The organism is Pseudomonas sp. GM79 (assembly GCF_000282495.1).
Classification (GTDB): Bacteria; Pseudomonadota; Gammaproteobacteria; order Pseudomonadales; family Pseudomonadaceae; genus Aquipseudomonas.
Genome location: NZ_AKJE01000047.1, coordinates 12781 through 29731, shown reverse-complemented (window position 1 = coordinate 29731; position 16951 = coordinate 12781). Strand labels below are relative to the sequence as shown.

Genomic DNA, 16951 nt, shown 5'->3' with positions numbered 1-16951 from the left:
GTGCAACTAAAGTTGTGCAGTGGTTGGGTGTTTCAGGCTGCCCGCAACGAAATAAACGCATAGCTAACCGGTGTATCGGTTGCCACCTGTGCACCCGCCGCCTGCACTTGCCCGGCAATATCCTCTCCCGACACGTGAAACAGCCAATCACTGCTCGACTCCATCTGCGATTGCGCTGAAATCTGATCGATAACCGTGGCAAACGCGTTCACATCCGGCAAATAAGCGGTAAATCCATCGCCCTTCAACGCTGTCGTCCGAATCCCCAACAACGCGCAAATCGCCTCCTTGGTCTGAATCTCATCGCGATCGGCCTGACGGGAGCGCTGGATCAATCCCGTCAGTTCCTGATCCACCAGCTCACCCCCGATGATCAAGTCCGGCCCTGTTATCCAGGACTCGGGCGGGCATTCCTTGATAGATGGGTTGAGCGGGATGTGCGGGTTGATTTCCATCGGGTAGATGCGGCACACCAGTGGTCGGCGTTCGTAGATGCGGCAGAGTTTGTCTTCGTCAAGATTCCGGCAGGGGCCGACGTTGTACGCGGCAAAGGTGATCGCCACGTGGGCCTCGCAGGCGCCGCTTCGAACCGCCACCGAGCGGCGTTCGGCGTGTTCGCGTTGCTGCGCGGGCAGGCCCAGGCCATTGGCGAGGAAGGCCTCCACCAGCACGATCACCTGACCGCCATCGGCCGCCCACATCCGGGCTTCGGCCAGTGTCAGGGGCACGTGGTGGTCGTTGCAGCATTTGCCACAACCTACGCAGGAAAACGTTGTATTCATTGAACGGCCAGTCACCTGTGAGGGCATGAAATGGCGACAAAAAGCCACCGCAAGGGCCTGTGCCGAAGCAAGTTATGCGCCAGTCACTGCGCTTTTGCTGTTGGGCGGATGGAGTCCCACTCGGTTACGTAGGCGGTTTTGCTTTTCTTGTTGTAGAGGCACAGCTCGGTGCCTTGTTGGCCTTTCATGTGTTTTTGCGGGGACTGGCCTTGCAGCAGGAGCGCGGTATAACCGACCCGGTCATCGAACTGCGCGGCGTTGCCGACGGGTTTGGCGTTCTTCAGGCCGCTGGCCTTGGTGCAACTGGCGAGCACGGCTTTGTCGTAGGCGGCCCAGGCGTCGGGGCTGGAAGCGTGGGCTTGGGTGGCGAGGGCGGTGAGGCAGAGGAAGGTCAGGGTGGTGGCTTTCATGGTTTGGGCATCCTTGGCGTGTAGTGGCCGAGGTCGGAGTATGCCTGATGGATCGATGTTGGTTGTGCCGGCCTCTTCGCGAGCAAGCCCGCTCCCACAGTTGATTTGTGTCGTACACCGAATCTGTGAACGACAACGAACCACTGTGGGAGCGGGCTTGCTCGCGAAAGCGGTGTGTCAGACAGGCACGGGCTCCCGGCGGACCACATACATCCCGGCACTTTCATACAAACGCTGGGCCCGAAGGTTGTTTTCCAGCACCTTCAGATCCACAAAGCCTTCGCGACGGTGCTGAAACACATTGAAAGCATTCAGCAGCAATGCACGGCCAAGTCCGAGGCCTTGAGCGCGCGGATGCACCACCAGGCTCTTGATGTAGGCACTGGTCCAGCACTGGGCAACGCCGACGATTCCTTCGGCATCGAACGCGATGAAGCACAGGGACGGATCGTATTCGGGATCGGTTTCGAAACGCTGTTGCCAGACTTCCAGCGCCGGTACGCGACCGCCACCTTCTCGATAGCCCAGTTCCATCAAGTGATGGACGGCTTCGGCGAGTTCAGGACGGTACTGGGTCAACTCAATGCCATTTGGCCAAGTGCAAGGCGGCACATCCTCTGCGAGGTTGCGCCGCATCAGAAAACAAAAGTCCTCGGCCACAACTCAGTGACCTTGTTCAGTGACGGCCCTGGCCGCCGCGATCAGGCATTTGGTCAGTTCCGGTGAGGAGAATTTGGTCAGCACCGCGTTGGCCCCGGCCAGTCGGGCCTTCTCGCTGTTCATCGCGCTGTCCAGCGAGGTGTGCAGCAACACATAGAGGTGCGAGAAGTCGGGGGTTTCGCGCAGTGTGCGGGTGAGGGCATAACCGTCCATTTCCGACATTTCGATGTCCGAGACGATCAGGTTAATTTGCTGGGCGGTACCTTGCAGGTCCAGCAGGCAGTCGATGGCTTCCTTGGCGCTGCGAGCAGTGTGGCATTGCAGGCCGAGGTTGCGCAGGGTGTGTACCGATTGTTGCAGGGCGACCTGGCTGTCATCGACCACCAGGATTCGCGCGTTGCCAAGGACTTCGGCGTCTTCCATGCTCAACTCGGTCGGGGCCGTTTCGATCTGCGCCGGAGCGATGCCGTGGATGACCTTTTCGATGTCCAGCACTTGCACCAGCGTGCCGTCGACCGAGGTCACGCCGGTGATGTACGAGCGCACGCCACCGGAGCCGAAGGGCGGTGGACGGATGTCGGTAGTCAGGCAATGGACGATCTTGCTCACCGCCTGAACGTGCAGGCCCTGCTTGGAGCGGCTGACGTCGGTGACGATCAGGCAGCCACCGTTCGGGTCTTCCAGCGGTCGCTCGCCGATGGCGCGGCTCAGGTCGATCACCGACAGCGATGCGCCACGCAGGGTGGCGATGCCTTTGACGTGGGGGTGCGACTCCGGCAGCTTGGTCAGCGGCGGGCAGGGGATGATTTCGCTGACTTTCAGCAGGTTGATCGCCATCAGCTTGCCGCTGCGCAAGGTAAACAGCAGAAGCGAAAGTGAATCTGCGCGGGCTTTGTTGGAAGACATAAAAACCTTCTGTGGAAAAAGGTGATGGGCGATTGTGAAGATCGCCAACAGCTATCGATGCCGGGTTATCGACTTGTCGGGGGCAGGCTTTAGTGCCAATAAATGTTGGGTAGATCAAAAGATCGCAGCCTCGCTTCGCTCGACAGCTCCTACAAGGGATTGGCGTGCCGCCGAAGGCTGCGATATTGGCTTATTTCATACCCAACCGCTTGGCCATCCGTCCAAGGTTCGCCCGATCCAGACCCAGCTCCCGCGCCGCGCTGGCCCAGTTATTCTGGTGCCGTTGCAGGCAAGCGCTGATCAGTTGGCGCTGATAATGCTCGGTGGCCTCACGCAAATCCCCTGAAATCAATGCAGCCGTCGGCGCAGCAACCAGCGGTTCTGGCGCGGGTTCAACGCTGCCATTGGGCAAGTCCAGATCCGCGGCGCTCAAGCTGAGAATCTTTGGCCGTTGCTTGCAGTTGCCCAGCGCCTTCAACGCACTGCGGCCAATCAAGTGCTCCAGCTCTCGCACGTTCCCTGGCCAGTCATACGCCAACAATGCCGCTTGCGCATCGCTGGTCAGGCGCAGGCTGTTGAGGCCCATGCGTGAGCGGTTTTGCTCCAGGAAGAAGCCGCTGAGCAACAGCACATCCCGACCGCGATCGCGCAGTGCGGGCACCAGCAGCGGGTAAACGCTCAAGCGATGATAGAAGTCGGCACGGTAGCGACCGCTGCGCACTTCTTCGGCCAGGTCACGGTTGGTCGCGGCGATCAATCGCACGTCGACCTGATGTTCCTGGTCCGACCCCAGCCGCTGTAACTGCCCGCTCTGCAGCACTCGCAGCAATTTGGCCTGCACCGTCAGCGACAGTTCGCCGACTTCATCGAGGAACAACGTACCGCCATTGGCCAGCTCGAACTTGCCGCGCCGATCATTCGTCGCGCCGGTGAAAGCCCCGCGCACATGGCCGAACAATTCGCTCTCCACCAGCGTGTCTGGCAGGGCGGCGCAATTGAGGCTGATGATGGGTTTATCGGCCCGTGGGGACGCTGCGTGGATAGCCTGGGCCACCAGCTCTTTGCCAACTCCGGTTTCGCCGGTGATCAGCACCGTCAGGTCGCTGCCGCCCACCAGGCTGATCTCTTCCACCAGTCGTTTGTAAGTCTTGCTCTGGCCGATCATTTCGCGGTTCTGCTGGCCGCTGGCCTGACGGTAAACCTCGGCGCGCTGATGTTCGTCCTCGACGCGGTTGGCCAGCCGTTCGATGCGCTCGGCGGCGTTGACTGTGGCGGCGGCGAGGCTGGCGAAGGCTTGCAGGGCGTCCAGTTCGATCGGCTCGAAACGTTCAGGGTCGAGCGCGTCGAGGGTCAGCAAACCCCACGGGCGCTCGTCGATAAACAGCGGGCAGCCCATGCAGTCGTGGACTTCCAGATGATCGTGAAGACCATCGACCAGGCCGTCATAAGGATCGGGCAAATCGCTGTCGGCGGCGAAGCGAGTCGGGCCGGGGCTGCTGAGCAGCGCTTCGAAGCGCGGGTGTTCGCTGACCTTGAAACGTCGGCCGAGGGTGTCGGTGCTCAACCCGTCCACCGCCAGCGGCACCAGCCATTCGCCATCGAGTCGCAGCAGGGCCGCGGCGTCGCAAGGGAGCAGGGCGCGCATGGCTTCGAGCAGGCGCCGGTAGCGCTCGCCTTCGGGCAGTTCGCGGGACAGGTCGGAGACCAGGGGCAGCAACGTCGTGAGCAGTAATTTTGCAGTCATAATGACTCCGTGTAGTCGGTGTGACTATAAAACGTCGCGTGTCGATATGACTACTATGTTTTTAACTTACTGATTTATAAGGTTTTAATTGTTGGCATGGAAACTGATACGTAAAGGTTATTCATATAAAGCCCAGGGGTTGCTCTTATGCTTAGCGTTCAAGACCGTGCCATCGTCAAGTCCACCGTGCCGTTGCTGGAAAGCGGCGGCGAAGCGTTGATCACTCACTTCTATCGCATGATGCTCTCCGAATACCCGGAAGTCCGCCCGCTGTTCAACCAGGCCCACCAGGCCAGCGGCGATCAGCCTCGCGCCCTGGCCAACGGTGTATTGATGTATGCGCGGCACATCGACCAGCTCGATCAGTTGGGCGATCTGGTGGCCAAGATCATTAACAAACACGTGGCCCTGCAAATCCTCCCGGAACATTACCCGATCGTGGGTAGCTGCCTGTTGCGAGCGATCTCCGAAGTGCTGGGCGAAGAGATTGCCACGCCTGAAGTGATGAGCGCGTGGGGCGCGGCCTACGGTCAATTGGCCGAGATCCTGATTGGCGCCGAAGCCACCATCTACGACCAGAAAGCCCAGGCGCCGGGCGGCTGGCGTGGTGCGCGGGAGTTCATCGTGGTGGCCAAGGTCGAGGAGAGCGCGGAAATCATCTCGTTCTACTTCGAACCGGCGGACAAGGGGCCGATTCTCGCGGCAGAGCCTGGCCAGTACATCGGCATGAAACTGATCCTCGATGGCGAAGAAATTCGACGTAACTATTCGCTGTCGGCGCTGGCCAACAAGGGCCAGTACCGCATCAGCGTCAAGCGCGAAACCGGCGGCCGTGCTTCCAACCATTTGCACGATCAACTGCACGTCGGCGCGAGCATCCAGCTGTTCCCGCCAGCGGGCGATTTCACCCTGACCGCCAGCGATAAACCGCTGGTGCTGATCAGTGGCGGCGTCGGCATCACCCCGACGCTGGCGATGCTCGAAGCGGCGCTGGCGACCGAGCGGCCGGTGCACTTTATCCACTGTGCGCGCAACGGTAGCGTGCATGCTTTCCGTGACTGGATCGATGGCCTGGCCGAGCGTCATCCGCAGCTCAAGCGTTTTTATTGCTATGCCGAAGACGATGGCATCAGCCCGGCGGCGGACAAGGTTGGCCTGTTGAGCCAGGAACAACTTGGCGAGTGGTTGCCGGAACAGCGTGATGTGGATGCGTACTTCCTGGGGCCTAAAGGCTTCATGGCGGCGATCAAGCGTCACCTCAAGGCTTTGGGTGTACCGGAGAAGCAGAGCCGTTACGAGTTCTTCGGGCCGGCTGCCGCGCTGGAATAACGCTCTGGGCGGTTCCTGAGGGCCGGGTCAGTGTTTCGCTTGTTCGCGAAGCACCGACCCGGCCTTTTTTACATTTGGCGAGCACCCGACCAGAGGCCGGGTATGACGCTGCCTACCTGATTGACGGAAAATACATAAAAGTCCAGTATGGAATTCTAAGTACAAAAAGGTTTCCCCCGTTTCAGCTTTTTCTTCTGTCTTGCCAAACCAACAACAACCCGCGAGAGAACGAATATGAAGAAATTCCCCCTCATCACCGGTCTGGCCCTGAGCCTGTTGGCGTGCAGTAGCTTGTTTGCCGCCGAGAAAGACCTGCGTATCGGTATCGAAGCGGCTTATCCGCCGTTCGCGTCCAAAACCGACAAAGGCGAGATTGTCGGCTTCGACTACGACATCGGCAATGCCCTGTGCGCGCAGATGAAGGTCAAGTGTGTGTGGGTCGAAGGCGAGTTCGACGGTCTGATTCCTTCCCTGAAGGTGAAGAAAATCGACATGGCGCTGTCGTCCATGACCATTAACGAAGACCGTAAGAAGTCGGTGGACTTCACCCACAAGTACTACTTCACCTCATCGCGTCTGGTGATGAAGGACGGCGCGGTAGTGGATGATCAGTACGCCAGCCTCAAGGGCAAGAACATCGGCGTGCAGCGCGCAACCACCACTGACCGTTACGCTACCGAGGTCTTTGAACCCAAGGGCATCAACGTCAAGCGTTACGGCAACAACGAAGAAATCTACATGGACCTGGCAGCCGGTCGCCTTGATGCGATTTTTGCCGACACCATTCCACTGAATGACTTTCTGTCGATGCCGCGTGGCAAGGGCTATGCGTTTGTCGGGCCGGAATTGAAAGACCCGAAATACGTGGGTGAGGGCGCCGGGATTGCCGTGCGCAAGGGGAATACGCAGTTGGTGGCGGATCTGAACAAGGCGATCGACGAGATTCGCGCCAATGGCGAGTATCAGAAGATTTCGCAGAAGTATTTCAAGTCGGATATTTACGGCGATTGATTAATCGCTTTCGCGAGCAAGCCCGCTCCCACAGTTGATCGAGTTCTTCCTGAAGAAATGCGATTGAATGTGGGAGCGGGCTTGCTCGCGAAGGGGCCCCGCCAGACAGCCAAAATCCCAGGGCCTAACCCTTCAATTCCTTCAAATGCTTGTACACCGTCGCCCGGCCCATGTTCAGCACATTGGCCACATAGTTGGAGGCGCTTTTGCCTTTGAAGGCGCCTTCGGCGTGCAGCGCCAGCACCAGTTCGCGTTTGTGATCGCGGGTCAGCACGTTCAGGCTCAGCTGACGCTCGCGCAACCAGGCGTGCAGAAAGGTGTTGATCCGTTCCTGCCAGTCATCGCGAAACAGTGAGTCCGGTTGCGGGATCAGCTTGGTTGGCGACAGGAACAAATCCAGCGCCGCTTTCGCGTTCTCGAACAGCGAGATATTCAGGTTGATGCACAGCACCGCCAGCGGACGACCCTCGCTGTCGCGCAGCACGCTGCTGAGGCTGCGAATCTTCTGGCCGTCCCAGTTGAGCTTTTCGTACGGCCCGATGTTTCGTTCGCTGACGTCTTCGCTGAGCATGTCTTCCAGCGACGAGTCGTCGCCGATTTCCCGTTTGGACAGGTTGTTGGCGATGTAATCGACCTTTTGCGTACGCAGGTCGTGCAGCACCACCTCGGCATGAGGGAAGAACAACGTGGCGATGGCATCGGCAATCGCGCGGAAGTTGTCCATGGACGTAGCGTCCAGTGCCGAGTTTTTTTCAGGTGCGTTCATACAGTGGAACTCCAGGCAGCGTCAGTGCCCCGTTAAAAATGGGCACTGGAAGTTTGCCGCAATCGTGTGGACACGTCACCTGACGGGCAGGATCAGCTCAGGCGGGCGGGGGAGAGCATCTCGGCGTCCAGGCCGAAACGGGTGAGCTGCTCGGGCAAGGCTTCACCGCGTACCAGTGCAGCGCTGGCCTGACCCATGGCCGGCGACGTCTGGATGCCGTAGCCGCCTTGCGCCGCGACCCAGAATAGTCCTGGCACCTGCTGATCGAAGCCGGACAGCAAATCCCCGTCGCGCACGAAACTGCGCAGGCCGGCCCAGGTGCGGGTCGGACGGCGAATGGTCAGGGTCGTGGCTTCTTCGATCTGGTAGATGCCCATGGCGATGTCCAGTTCTTCGGGCTGCACGTCGTGCGGTTCTACCGGGTCGGCGTTGGCCGGTGAGCCGAGGAACATGCCAGCGTCGGGCTTCATATAGAAGGATTCATCGAGGCTGACCAGCATTGGCCAGTCGTGGATATCCAGGCCCTCGGGGCCGGCAAAGATAAAGGCTGCCCGGCGCTTGGGCTGCACGCCCAGAGGTCGGGCGCCGGCCAGTTCGCCAATCTTGTCGGCCCAGGCACCGGCGGCGTTGATGATGATCGGGGCGCTGAAAGTCTGAGTGTTGGTTTGAACCTGCCATTGCCCTTCGACATCACGGCTCAGGCTCAACACTTCGCTGTCGGTATGAACTTCACCTTTATTGCGCCGGATACCGCGCAAATAGCCCTGATGCAGGGCGTCGGTATCGATGTCGCTGGCAGTCGGGTCGTAGATTGCGCCATGGACTTTTTCCCGACGCAGGATTGGCAGGCGCGCACAGGCTTCGTCGGCGCTCAGCTGTTGCATTTCTGGCACCGTGGCTTTGGCGCTCAGGTATTGATTGCTCAGCTCGGCTGGATCGCCGGTGAAGTCGACGGTCATCTCGCCGCGCGGGGTCAGCAATGGGTGTTCGCAGAAACCGGGCGGTGGAGCGTCGAAGAAGTCGCGGCTGGCCTGAGTCAATGCCCGAACCTGCGGTGTACCGTAGGCGGCGGTGAACAGCGCTGCCGAGCGTCCGGTGGAGTGATAGGCCGGATGGGATTCGCGTTCGAGCACAATCACCCGCCCGTGCTGCGACAGCCAGAAACCGGTGGAAGCGCCGGCAATCCCGCCGCCGATGATGATGAAATCTGCCTGGCTCATGAACGTCTCCTGTGGGGCGCAAATGCCGAAATTGTGGAATTCCCCTGTAGGAGCTGACGAGTGAAACGAGGCTGCGATCTTTTGACTTTGCTTTTTAAAGGCAAGATCAAAAGATCGCAGCCTTCGGCAGCTCCTACAGGTTTGTGGTGTTAGTGCTGTAGGCGATAGAGGGCATTGGCCAGTGCGATGTCTTCCAGGCCCAGGCCGATGGAGCGGAAGAACACCGGGCGGTCGTAGTCGGGGCGCTGGACTTTTTCGCTGAGCAAGTCGGGCAGGTCGCCGACAATCGAACGCTTGTCCCAGCCATGCTGCTCACCGGCGATCAGCATTTCGCCGGCCGAGCCCGGAGTGGTTTGACGATAGTCACAGAACACCTGCATGTCATTGAGGCTTTGTGGAGGCACTTCATGGGCGCGTGGGGCGTTGGTGCTGATGGAGGTGATCAGCGCCGGTTTGCTCAAAATTGACGGGTCGATCACCGGGCCGGCGGATGAGGTGCAAAGCATGATCACGTCCGCGTCCTGAATCGCGGCTTCGCAACTGTCGACGAGGGTCAGCCGTGGATCGAGGCTTTTAAGCTGTGCCAGCGCTTCGGGATTCTTGCCGTTCAGGCTTGGGGAATAAAGGCTGATGCTTTGCCAGTCCCGCAGGCCCTTGACGTAGTGCAGGTGCGCCTGGGCCACGTTACCGCTGCCGATAATTGCCAGTCGACGGGCCTTCAATGGAGCAAGGGCATCGACCGCCACCGCCGTCGTCGCGGCGGTGCGAGCCGTGGTCAATTCACCGGCATCGCAGAGCAGCAGCGGCTGGCCGGTCTGCATCGACATCAGCAGCGTCCAGGCGGTCACCAACGGGCCCTGTTCGCGCACGATGTAGGGAGACGTCTTGACGCCATAGACCCCGTCTTCGGCCAGCACACCCAGGTAGTTGATGAAGTCCCCGGCACCCTGCGGGAATTCCACCAGCTGTTGCGCCGGCTGCACGGCTTGCCCGGCGGCCAGGTCGCGGAACAGCTTGCGCAGGATCTGCGGCACGTCAACGTGTGCCAGCAGTTCGCGGGCTTGAGGTTGGGTGATCACGTAAGGCGTGCTGGGCATGGTCGGCTCCGGGCGCTGAAAGTAAACTAATTTGTCCATTATGGACTTTTAGTTGTCTCTAGCAAGTCCTGTTGAAAAAAGCCGGACGAAAAAAAAGCGCAGTCCGTTGCCGGCTGCGCCTCTTTCTGAAAGGCCCGAGTTACGGGCGCTTGCGCTCAACCGCCCGCAGCAGATGCGTCGGTGGCGTTTCACAACTGATCTTGCGACCCAGCAACGCCTCGATGGACGGTAGCTGGTAGGAGTCGTCTTCACCGGCAAAACTGATGGACACGCCATCCGCGCCGGCACGGCCGGTACGACCGATGCGGTGCACGTAGTCGTCCGGGACTTCCGGCAGGGTGAAGTTGATCACGTGGCTGATGCCGTCAATGTGAATGCCGCGACCGGCCACATCGGTGGCCACCAGCACGCGGATCTTGCCTTCGCGGAAACCTTCCAGGGTCTTGATGCGCTTGTGCTGCGGCACATCGCCCGACAGTTGCGCCGCATTGACGCCATCACGTACCAGGCGTTCTTCGATGCGCCGCACTTCGTCCTTGCGGTTGGCGAAGACCATGACCCGTTCCCAGCCGTTATCGTTGACCAGGTTGTAGAGCAGTTTGTATTTGTCGGCACCGGCCACCGCATAGATGTGTTGCTCGACGTTTTCGCTGGCCACGTTCTGCGCTTCGATCTCGACGATCGACGGGTCGGTGGTCCATTGCTTGGCGAGGTTCATCACGTCTTCGGTGAAGGTCGCGGAGAACAGCAGCGTCTGGCGCTCGTTCTTCGGCGGAGTCTGGCGAATGATCTGACGCACTTGCGGGATGAAACCCATGTCGAGCATCCGGTCGGCTTCGTCCAGCACCATCACTTCGACCATGTCCAGATGCACGTCGCCGCGCTGGTTGAAGTCGAGCAAACGGCCCGGAGTGGCCACGAGGATGTCGCAGTGACGGGCTTCGAGGTGCTTGAGTTGCTTGTCGAAGTCCATGCCGCCGACAAATGTCATGACGTTAAGGCCGGTGTACTTGGTCAGGTCGGCTGCGTCCTTGGCGATCTGTACCACCAGTTCCCGGGTCGGGGCGATGATCAGTGCTCGCGGTTCACCCATGTAGCGCTCTTTGGGCGGCGGGGTTTGCAGCAGCTGAGTGATGATCGAAATCAGGAACGCGGCGGTTTTGCCAGTGCCGGTCTGGGCGCGACCGATGGCGTCTTTGCCCGCGAGGGTGAAGCCAAGCACCTGTGCCTGGATCGGCGTGCAATAGGGGAAGCCCAGGTCCTGAATTGCGTGCATCAGTTCGGGGGCGAGTTTGAAATCGTGGAAGCGGGTTTTGCCTTCCTGGGGCTCTACGACGAAGTCTTCGAGTTTCCAGGGAATAACCGGCGCTTTTGGCTTGGGTTCGCGACGCGGTTTTGCCGGTTTCGGGGCTTCGCTGCGCGGCTGCTCAGAGGCGATGGGCTCGGCTGTGGGGGCGGTCGGTGTGGTCACCGGCTCGTGCTTCGGTGCCGCTACGGTTGCGGTCCGGCCAGGCTGATTACCGTCGGTGCGGTGGCTGGGGGTATGAGAAGGAGCGCTGGAGACTGGCGCGAGCTGCTCAGTCTCGCTTTTACCGAACATTTTCTTGAGTGCTTTGAGCACGGTCATCTCATCAATTGGTTAAGGAATATACGCCGGCCAGTGTAATGCAAGAATCGGACGCGGCGTAGTGGGATGGATCAATGGGTAGCTTTTAGCGCAAACGCCCTGCAAGCCAGACGCCGATGTCGCGAATTTCTTCGGGTAACACTTCGTGGCCCATTGGGTATTCCTGCCATGTCACGGTGACACCATGTTGCTTTAAATACTCGTAGGCGGTCCGGCCCATGGAGTTTTGTACAACGTCATCGTACTGGCCGTGCAACGACAGCACCGGAATGCGTTGCTGGCTGGCGGAAAGCTGCAGTTCATCGCTGAAGGTCGGGGCATAAGTGGAGAGGGCAAGTACGCCGCCCAAGGGTCCCTGCCATTTCAGAAAGGCTGTGTGCAATACCACGGCACCACCTTGGGAAAAACCGGCGAGAAAGATGCGCGAGGCGTCTATTCCGCCGGCCTTCTGCTCTTCGATCAAATCAACGACCCGTTGCGCGGATGCCTCCAGCTGCTCGCGGCTGATCGCCCGCGCCGGGCTCATTGCCAATATGTCGTACCAGCTTGGCATCTCATAGCCGCCATTAATGGTGACGGCGCGAGTCGGGGCCTGGGGTAAAACGAAACGGGTGCTGAGCAGGTTTTCCTGTAACGCTTCTGCTACCGGCAAAAAGTCGTAGCGGTCGGCACCCAGCCCGTGCAGCCAGATGACGCAGGCGTCTGCGGGCTTGACGGGTTGAAGAATCAGGGGCTCGGTCATGTCTGCTCCATTGTTGTGCGTGCGCTCTCATTAAGTGCGAGGTGCGAGTGCGCAATAGGTTGATCAGTTAAGAAGATGTCGCAAGGTTGAAAGTTTTGCTATTGACCTTGCGCTGAATCGCTTTAGCGAGCGGTCTGGTACGGGCTTTGCTATGGGGAAGCCTGTGCAACCATTCTCATACCTGGCGGTAACACTATCAGTGTATGGCTGGTGATGGGATAGCAAAGAATCCGGTGATGGATGTTCGCCAGTGGCCGCTACGGGCTTCGCGAACGTGAAAGGGCTACAGCCCGTTCGGCCGATTGGTGAGAAGTGAGTTATCCATGATGTGGATTTTCTCCTACTAGACTCATAGCGACGGTCCTTACGTCGGTTGACCCTAAAAAAAGCCAACACGGGTCAGCAACGCCTCAAAAGGGTGCGACAGGGCTCAAGCTCCGACACAACAAGAGCAAAACTGGAGGTTTGAATGAAGATGTTGAAATCCACCCTGGCCATCGTGACTGCAGCCGCAGTACTCGGTGTCAGTGGGTTCGCTCAGGCGGGTGCAACCCTGGATGCAGTGCAGAAGAAAGGTTTCGTACAGTGCGGCGTAAGTGATGGTCTGCCGGGCTTCTCGGTTCCGGACTCTACCGGCAAGATCGTTGGTATCGATGCTGACTTCTGCCGCGCTGTGGCCGCTGCCGTATTCGGCGACGCGACCAAGGTCAAATTCAGCCAGTTGAATGCCAAGGAGCGTTTCACTGCTCTGCAATCCGGCGAAATCGACGTGCTGTCGCGCAACTCCACCATGACCAGCTCTCGTGACGCGGGCATGGGCTTGAAGTTTCCAGGCTTCATCACCTACTACGACGGCATCGGCTTCCTGGCTAACAACAAGCTGGGCGTGAAAAGTGCCAAGGAACTGGACGGTGCAACCATCTGCATCCAGGCCGGTACCACCACTGAGCTGAACGTCTCCGACTACTTCCGCGCCAATGGCCTGAAATACACCCCGATCACTTTCGACACCTCCGATGAAAGCGCCAAGTCGCTGGAATCCGGTCGTTGCGACGTGCTGACCTCCGACAAGTCCCAGCTGTTCGCCCAGCGCAGCAAGCTGGCTTCGCCGAAGGACTACGTGGTTCTGCCGGAAACCATTTCCAAGGAGCCCCTGGGCCCGGTCGTGCGTAATGGCGATGACGAGTGGCTGGCCATCGTGCGTTGGACTGGCTACGCCCTGCTCAATGCTGAAGAAGCAGGCGTGACTTCGAAGAACGTCGAAGCCGAAGCCAAGTCCACCAAGAACCCTGACGTCGCTCGTATGCTGGGCGCTGACGGTGAATACGGTAAAGACCTGAAACTGCCGAAAGACTGGGTCGTGAAGATCGTCAAGCAAGTCGGCAACTATGGCGAGATGTTCGAGCGCAACCTCGGCAAGGATACTCCGCTGCAAATCGACCGCGGCCTGAACGCGCTGTGGAACGCTGGCGGCATTCAATACGCACCACCAGTGCGCTGATGGTTCTATCACCCGGTGGGCCAACCACCGGGTGATGTTCTGTTCCATTATTTCCGGGGCACTTCATGCAAAATTCAATCGGCGCACCTAAGCAGAGGCTCAGCCTCAGCGATCCACGAGTGCGTGCGTGGCTGTTTCAGATCATCACGGTTGTCGCCGTGGTCGGGATGGGTTGGTACCTGTTCGACAACACGCAAACCAACCTTCAGCACCGGGGCATTACCTCGGGTTTCGACTTTCTTGAGCGCAGTGCCGGTTTCGGCATCGCTCAGCACCTGATCGACTACACCGAATCGGACAGCTATGCCCGTGTGTTCGTCATCGGTTTGCTCAACACCCTGCTGGTCACCTTTATCGGTGTAATCCTGGCGACGATCCTCGGTTTCATCGTCGGTGTGGCACGGCTGTCTAAGAACTGGATCATTGCCAAGCTGGCGACGGTGTATGTAGAGGTCTTCCGTAACATTCCGCCGTTGCTGCAAATCCTGTTCTGGTACTTCGCCGTGTTCCTGACCATGCCGGGGCCACGCAACAGCCATAACTTCGGCGACACCTTCTTCGTCAGCAGCCGCGGCCTGAACATGCCCGCAGCGTTGGCGGCAGACGGTTTCTGGCCATTTGTGGCGAGCATCGTCGTGGCTATCGTCGCGATCGTGCTGATGAGCCGCTGGGCGACCAAACGTTTCGAAGCGACCGGCGTACCGTTCCATAAATTCTGGGCAGGCCTGGCGCTGTTCCTGCTGATCCCTGCGCTGTGTGCCTTGATCTTCGGCGCGCCACTGCACTGGGAAATGCCGGAGCTCAAGGGCTTCAACTTCGTCGGTGGCTGGGTGCTGATCCCGGAACTGCTGGCGCTGACCCTGGCCCTGACGGTGTACACCGCAGCGTTCATCGCCGAAATCGTGCGTTCGGGTATCAAGTCGGTCAGCCACGGCCAGACCGAAGCGGCCCACTCGTTGGGATTGCGCAACGGTCCGACCCTGCGCAAGGTGATCATCCCGCAAGCCCTGCGCGTGATCATTCCACCGCTGACCAGCCAATACCTGAACCTGGCGAAAAACTCCTCGCTGGCGGCCGGTATCGGTTATCCGGAGATGGTGTCGTTGTTTGCCGGTACGGTGCTGAACCAGACCGGGCAGGCGATCGAAGTCATTGCCATCACCATGAGCGTGTACCTGGCGATCAGTATCAGCATTTCCCTGCTGATGAACTGGTACAACAAGCGCATTGCGCTGATCGAGCGGTAAGGAAAAGCGCATGACGACTCATACTTTCAAACCCGATATGCCACCACCGAGCAGCAGCATCGGTGTCGTGGCGTGGATGCGGGCGCACATGTTCTCCAGCTGGATCAACACCCTGCTGACACTGTTCGCGTTCTATCTGATTTACCTGATAGTTCCGCCTGTCGTGAGCTGGGCGATTCTCGATGCCAACTGGGTCGGCACTACTCGCGCCGATTGCACCAAGGACGGCGCCTGCTGGGTGTTCATCCAGCAGCGCTTCGGCCAGTTCATGTACGGTTACTACCCGACAGACCTGCGCTGGCGCGTAGACCTGACCGTGTGGCTGGCGGTGATTGGCGTGGCGCCGTTGTTCATCGCACGCGTTCCACACAAGGCAATCTACGGCCTGAGCTTTCTGGTGCTCTATCCGATCATTTCCTACGTCTTGTTGCACGGTGGATGGTTCGGTCTGACCGAAGTGGCGACCAGCCAGTGGGGCGGCCTGATGCTGACCCTGGTGATCGCTACCGTCGGTATCGTCGGCGCACTGCCGCTGGGTATCGTTCTTGCCCTGGGCCGGCGTTCGAACATGCCGGCGATTCGCGTGGTCTGCGTGACCTTCATCGAATTCTGGCGCGGCGTGCCGTTGATCACGGTGCTGTTCATGTCTTCGGTGATGTTGCCGTTGTTCCTGCCCGAAGGCATGAACTTCGACAAACTGCTGCGCGCGCTCATTGGTGTGATCCTGTTCCAGTCGGCCTACATCGCTGAAGTGGTGCGTGGCGGTCTGCAAGCGATCCCCAAAGGTCAGTACGAAGCGGCTGCAGCGATGGGCCTCGGATACTGGCGCAGCATGGGCCTGGTGATTCTGCCGCAAGCCCTGAAGCTGGTGATCCCTGGCATCGTCAATACCTTCATTGCGCTGTTTAAGGATACGAGCCTGGTGATCATCATCGGTCTGTTCGATCTGCTCAACAGCGTCAAGCAAGCCGCCGCCGACCCGAAATGGCTGGGCATGGCCACTGAAGGCTATGTGTTCGCGGCCCTGGTGTTCTGGATTTTCTGTTTTGGTATGTCGCGCTATTCCATGCATCTGGAACGCAAGCTCGACACTGGCCACAAGCGTTAGGAGTTCTGTAATGAGCGAAGCAATCAAAAAGCCTGTGAGCCCTGAAGGCATTATTCAGATGCAGGGCGTGAACAAGTGGTATGGCCAGTTCCACGTGTTGAAAGACATCAACCTGAACGTCAAGCAAGGCGAGCGTATCGTTTTGTGCGGCCCGTCGGGTTCCGGCAAATCCACCACCATCCGTTGCCTCAATCGTCTGGAAGAACACCAGCAGGGCCGCATCGTGGTCGATGGCGTGGAGCTGACCAACGACCTCAAGCAGATCGAAGCGATCCGCCGTGAAGTCGGCATGGTGTTCCAGCACTTCAACCTGTTCCCGCACTTGACCATCCTGCAGAACTGCACCCTGGCGCCAATGTGGGTACGCAAGATGCCCAAGCGCAAGGCCGAGGAAATCGCCATGCATTACCTGGAGCGCGTACGCATTCCGGAGCAGGCGCATAAATACCCGGGGCAACTGTCTGGCGGTCAGCAACAGCGTGTGGCGATTGCCCGTGCCCTGTGCATGAAACCAAAAATCATGCTGTTCGACGAACCGACTTCAGCACTTGACCCCGAGATGGTGAAAGAGGTTCTGGACACCATGATCGGCTTGGCCGAAGACGGCATGACCATGCTCTGCGTGACCCACGAAATGGGCTTCGCCCGTACCGTGGCCAACCGCGTGATCTTCATGGACAAGGGTGAAATCGTCGAACAGGCTGCGCCAAACGACTTCTTCGACAACCCGCAGAATGAGCGGACGAAGCTGTTCTTGAGCCAGATCCTGCATTGATTGGCGCTTGGCAGTGAAATAAACCC

16 protein-coding genes are annotated in these 16951 nt (G+C 59.2%); 6 read left to right on the top strand and 10 right to left on the bottom strand.

Features of this window, described 5'->3' with window-relative positions:
- Positions 1-32: 32 nt before the first annotated feature.
- From PMI36_RS15075 to norR, 5 genes are all read right to left on the bottom strand, one after another.
- Positions 33-782 carry a YkgJ family cysteine cluster protein gene (locus PMI36_RS15075; RefSeq protein ID WP_008072100.1) on the bottom strand — a complete coding sequence of 250 codons (750 nt, stop codon included), beginning with the start codon at positions 780-782 and terminating at the stop codon, positions 33-35.
- 83 nt (positions 783-865) lie between these two features.
- A complete protein-coding gene (locus PMI36_RS15080; protein ID WP_008072099.1) occupies positions 866-1192 on the bottom strand; it encodes a hypothetical protein in 327 nt (108 codons plus the stop codon).
- Between the two features lie 177 nt (positions 1193-1369).
- The gene (locus PMI36_RS15085; protein ID WP_032830406.1) at positions 1370-1828 is read right to left on the bottom strand and encodes a GNAT family N-acetyltransferase; all 459 of its coding nucleotides are present in this window, start codon (positions 1826-1828) and stop codon (positions 1370-1372) included.
- A 27-nt stretch (positions 1829-1855) separates the two neighbouring features.
- Entirely contained in the window at positions 1856-2758 is a 903-nt protein-coding gene (locus PMI36_RS15090) for a chemotaxis protein CheV (protein ID WP_008072097.1), read from the bottom strand.
- Between the two features lie 190 nt (positions 2759-2948).
- Positions 2949-4502, bottom strand: a complete 1554-nt coding sequence (gene norR, locus PMI36_RS15095; RefSeq protein WP_008072096.1) for a nitric oxide reductase transcriptional regulator NorR — start codon at positions 4500-4502, stop codon at positions 2949-2951.
- Positions 4503-4649: 147 nt separating this feature from the next.
- On the opposite strand from norR, the gene hmpA reads away from it, so the two are divergent.
- Both hmpA and PMI36_RS15105 read left to right on the top strand, forming a co-directional pair.
- Positions 4650-5831: an NO-inducible flavohemoprotein gene (hmpA, locus tag PMI36_RS15100; RefSeq protein WP_008072095.1), complete on the top strand. Its 1182-nt coding sequence runs from the start codon at positions 4650-4652 to the stop codon at positions 5829-5831.
- A gap of 234 nt (positions 5832-6065) precedes the next feature.
- The gene (locus PMI36_RS15105; protein ID WP_007905477.1) at positions 6066-6842 is read left to right on the top strand and encodes an ABC transporter substrate-binding protein; all 777 of its coding nucleotides are present in this window, start codon (positions 6066-6068) and stop codon (positions 6840-6842) included.
- A gap of 124 nt (positions 6843-6966) precedes the next feature.
- Here the strand turns inward: PMI36_RS15105 and PMI36_RS15110 are convergent, their stop codons facing one another.
- The 5 genes from PMI36_RS15110 to PMI36_RS15130 form a co-directional block, all read right to left on the bottom strand.
- A complete protein-coding gene (locus PMI36_RS15110; RefSeq protein ID WP_008072094.1) occupies positions 6967-7608 on the bottom strand; it encodes a helix-turn-helix transcriptional regulator in 642 nt (213 codons plus the stop codon).
- 92 nt (positions 7609-7700) lie between these two features.
- Positions 7701-8828 (bottom strand): NAD(P)/FAD-dependent oxidoreductase, encoded by a 1128-nt coding sequence (locus PMI36_RS15115; RefSeq protein WP_008072093.1) that lies wholly within the window; start codon positions 8826-8828, stop codon positions 7701-7703.
- A gap of 149 nt (positions 8829-8977) precedes the next feature.
- The gene (locus PMI36_RS15120; RefSeq protein ID WP_008072092.1) at positions 8978-9925 is read right to left on the bottom strand and encodes an ornithine cyclodeaminase family protein; all 948 of its coding nucleotides are present in this window, start codon (positions 9923-9925) and stop codon (positions 8978-8980) included.
- A 139-nt stretch (positions 9926-10064) separates the two neighbouring features.
- On the bottom strand, positions 10065-11552 hold the full coding sequence (rhlB, locus tag PMI36_RS15125) for an ATP-dependent RNA helicase RhlB (RefSeq protein ID WP_008072091.1): 1488 nt from the start codon (positions 11550-11552) through the stop codon (positions 10065-10067).
- An 85-nt stretch (positions 11553-11637) separates the two neighbouring features.
- Complete coding sequence (locus PMI36_RS15130; protein ID WP_008072090.1) at positions 11638-12294, bottom strand: alpha/beta hydrolase; 657 nt, start codon at positions 12292-12294, stop codon at positions 11638-11640.
- 469 nt (positions 12295-12763) lie between these two features.
- Between PMI36_RS15130 and PMI36_RS15135 the strand changes: the two genes are divergently transcribed.
- The 4 genes from PMI36_RS15135 (at position 12764) to PMI36_RS15150 (ending at position 16925) form a co-directional block, all read left to right on the top strand.
- Positions 12764-13795 carry an amino acid ABC transporter substrate-binding protein gene (locus tag PMI36_RS15135; protein WP_008072088.1) on the top strand — a complete coding sequence of 344 codons (1032 nt, stop codon included), beginning with the start codon at positions 12764-12766 and terminating at the stop codon, positions 13793-13795.
- 65 nt (positions 13796-13860) lie between these two features.
- Positions 13861-15042, top strand: a complete 1182-nt coding sequence (locus PMI36_RS15140) for an amino acid ABC transporter permease (RefSeq protein WP_008072087.1) — start codon at positions 13861-13863, stop codon at positions 15040-15042.
- A gap of 10 nt (positions 15043-15052) precedes the next feature.
- Positions 15053-16150 carry an amino acid ABC transporter permease gene (locus PMI36_RS15145; RefSeq protein WP_008072084.1) on the top strand — a complete coding sequence of 366 codons (1098 nt, stop codon included), beginning with the start codon at positions 15053-15055 and terminating at the stop codon, positions 16148-16150.
- Between the two features lie 10 nt (positions 16151-16160).
- Positions 16161-16925, top strand: coding sequence for an amino acid ABC transporter ATP-binding protein (locus PMI36_RS15150; protein WP_007905492.1), 765 nt, complete (start codon positions 16161-16163; stop codon positions 16923-16925).
- Positions 16926-16951 lie beyond the last annotated feature (26 nt).

Excerpts from the sequence above, each read along its gene's own strand:
- PMI36_RS15150 (WP_007905492.1), top strand. The coding sequence starts at position 16,161 with ATGAGCGAAGCAATCAAAAAGCCTGTGAGCCCTGAAGGCATTATTCAG.
- PMI36_RS15140 (WP_008072087.1), top strand. The coding sequence starts at position 13,861 with ATGCAAAATTCAATCGGCGCACCTAAGCAGAGGCTCAGCCTCAGCGAT.
- PMI36_RS15130 (WP_008072090.1), bottom strand. The coding sequence starts at position 12,294 with ATGACCGAGCCCCTGATTCTTCAACCCGTCAAGCCCGCAGACGCCTGC.
- PMI36_RS15105 (WP_007905477.1), top strand. The coding sequence starts at position 6,066 with ATGAAGAAATTCCCCCTCATCACCGGTCTGGCCCTGAGCCTGTTGGCG.
- PMI36_RS15135 (WP_008072088.1), top strand. The coding sequence starts at position 12,764 with ATGAAGATGTTGAAATCCACCCTGGCCATCGTGACTGCAGCCGCAGTA.
- PMI36_RS15110 (WP_008072094.1), bottom strand. The coding sequence starts at position 7,608 with ATGAACGCACCTGAAAAAAACTCGGCACTGGACGCTACGTCCATGGAC.
- PMI36_RS15145 (WP_008072084.1), top strand. The coding sequence starts at position 15,053 with ATGACGACTCATACTTTCAAACCCGATATGCCACCACCGAGCAGCAGC.
- PMI36_RS15085 (WP_032830406.1), bottom strand. The coding sequence starts at position 1,828 with ATGCGGCGCAACCTCGCAGAGGATGTGCCGCCTTGCACTTGGCCAAAT.
- PMI36_RS15090 (WP_008072097.1), bottom strand. The coding sequence starts at position 2,758 with ATGTCTTCCAACAAAGCCCGCGCAGATTCACTTTCGCTTCTGCTGTTT.
- PMI36_RS15075 (WP_008072100.1), bottom strand. The coding sequence starts at position 782 with ATGAATACAACGTTTTCCTGCGTAGGTTGTGGCAAATGCTGCAACGAC.
- hmpA (WP_008072095.1), top strand. The coding sequence starts at position 4,650 with ATGCTTAGCGTTCAAGACCGTGCCATCGTCAAGTCCACCGTGCCGTTG.
- rhlB (WP_008072091.1), bottom strand. The coding sequence starts at position 11,552 with ATGACCGTGCTCAAAGCACTCAAGAAAATGTTCGGTAAAAGCGAGACT.
- PMI36_RS15080 (WP_008072099.1), bottom strand. The coding sequence starts at position 1,192 with ATGAAAGCCACCACCCTGACCTTCCTCTGCCTCACCGCCCTCGCCACC.
- PMI36_RS15120 (WP_008072092.1), bottom strand. The coding sequence starts at position 9,925 with ATGCCCAGCACGCCTTACGTGATCACCCAACCTCAAGCCCGCGAACTG.
- norR (WP_008072096.1), bottom strand. The coding sequence starts at position 4,502 with ATGACTGCAAAATTACTGCTCACGACGTTGCTGCCCCTGGTCTCCGAC.
- PMI36_RS15115 (WP_008072093.1), bottom strand. The coding sequence starts at position 8,828 with ATGAGCCAGGCAGATTTCATCATCATCGGCGGCGGGATTGCCGGCGCT.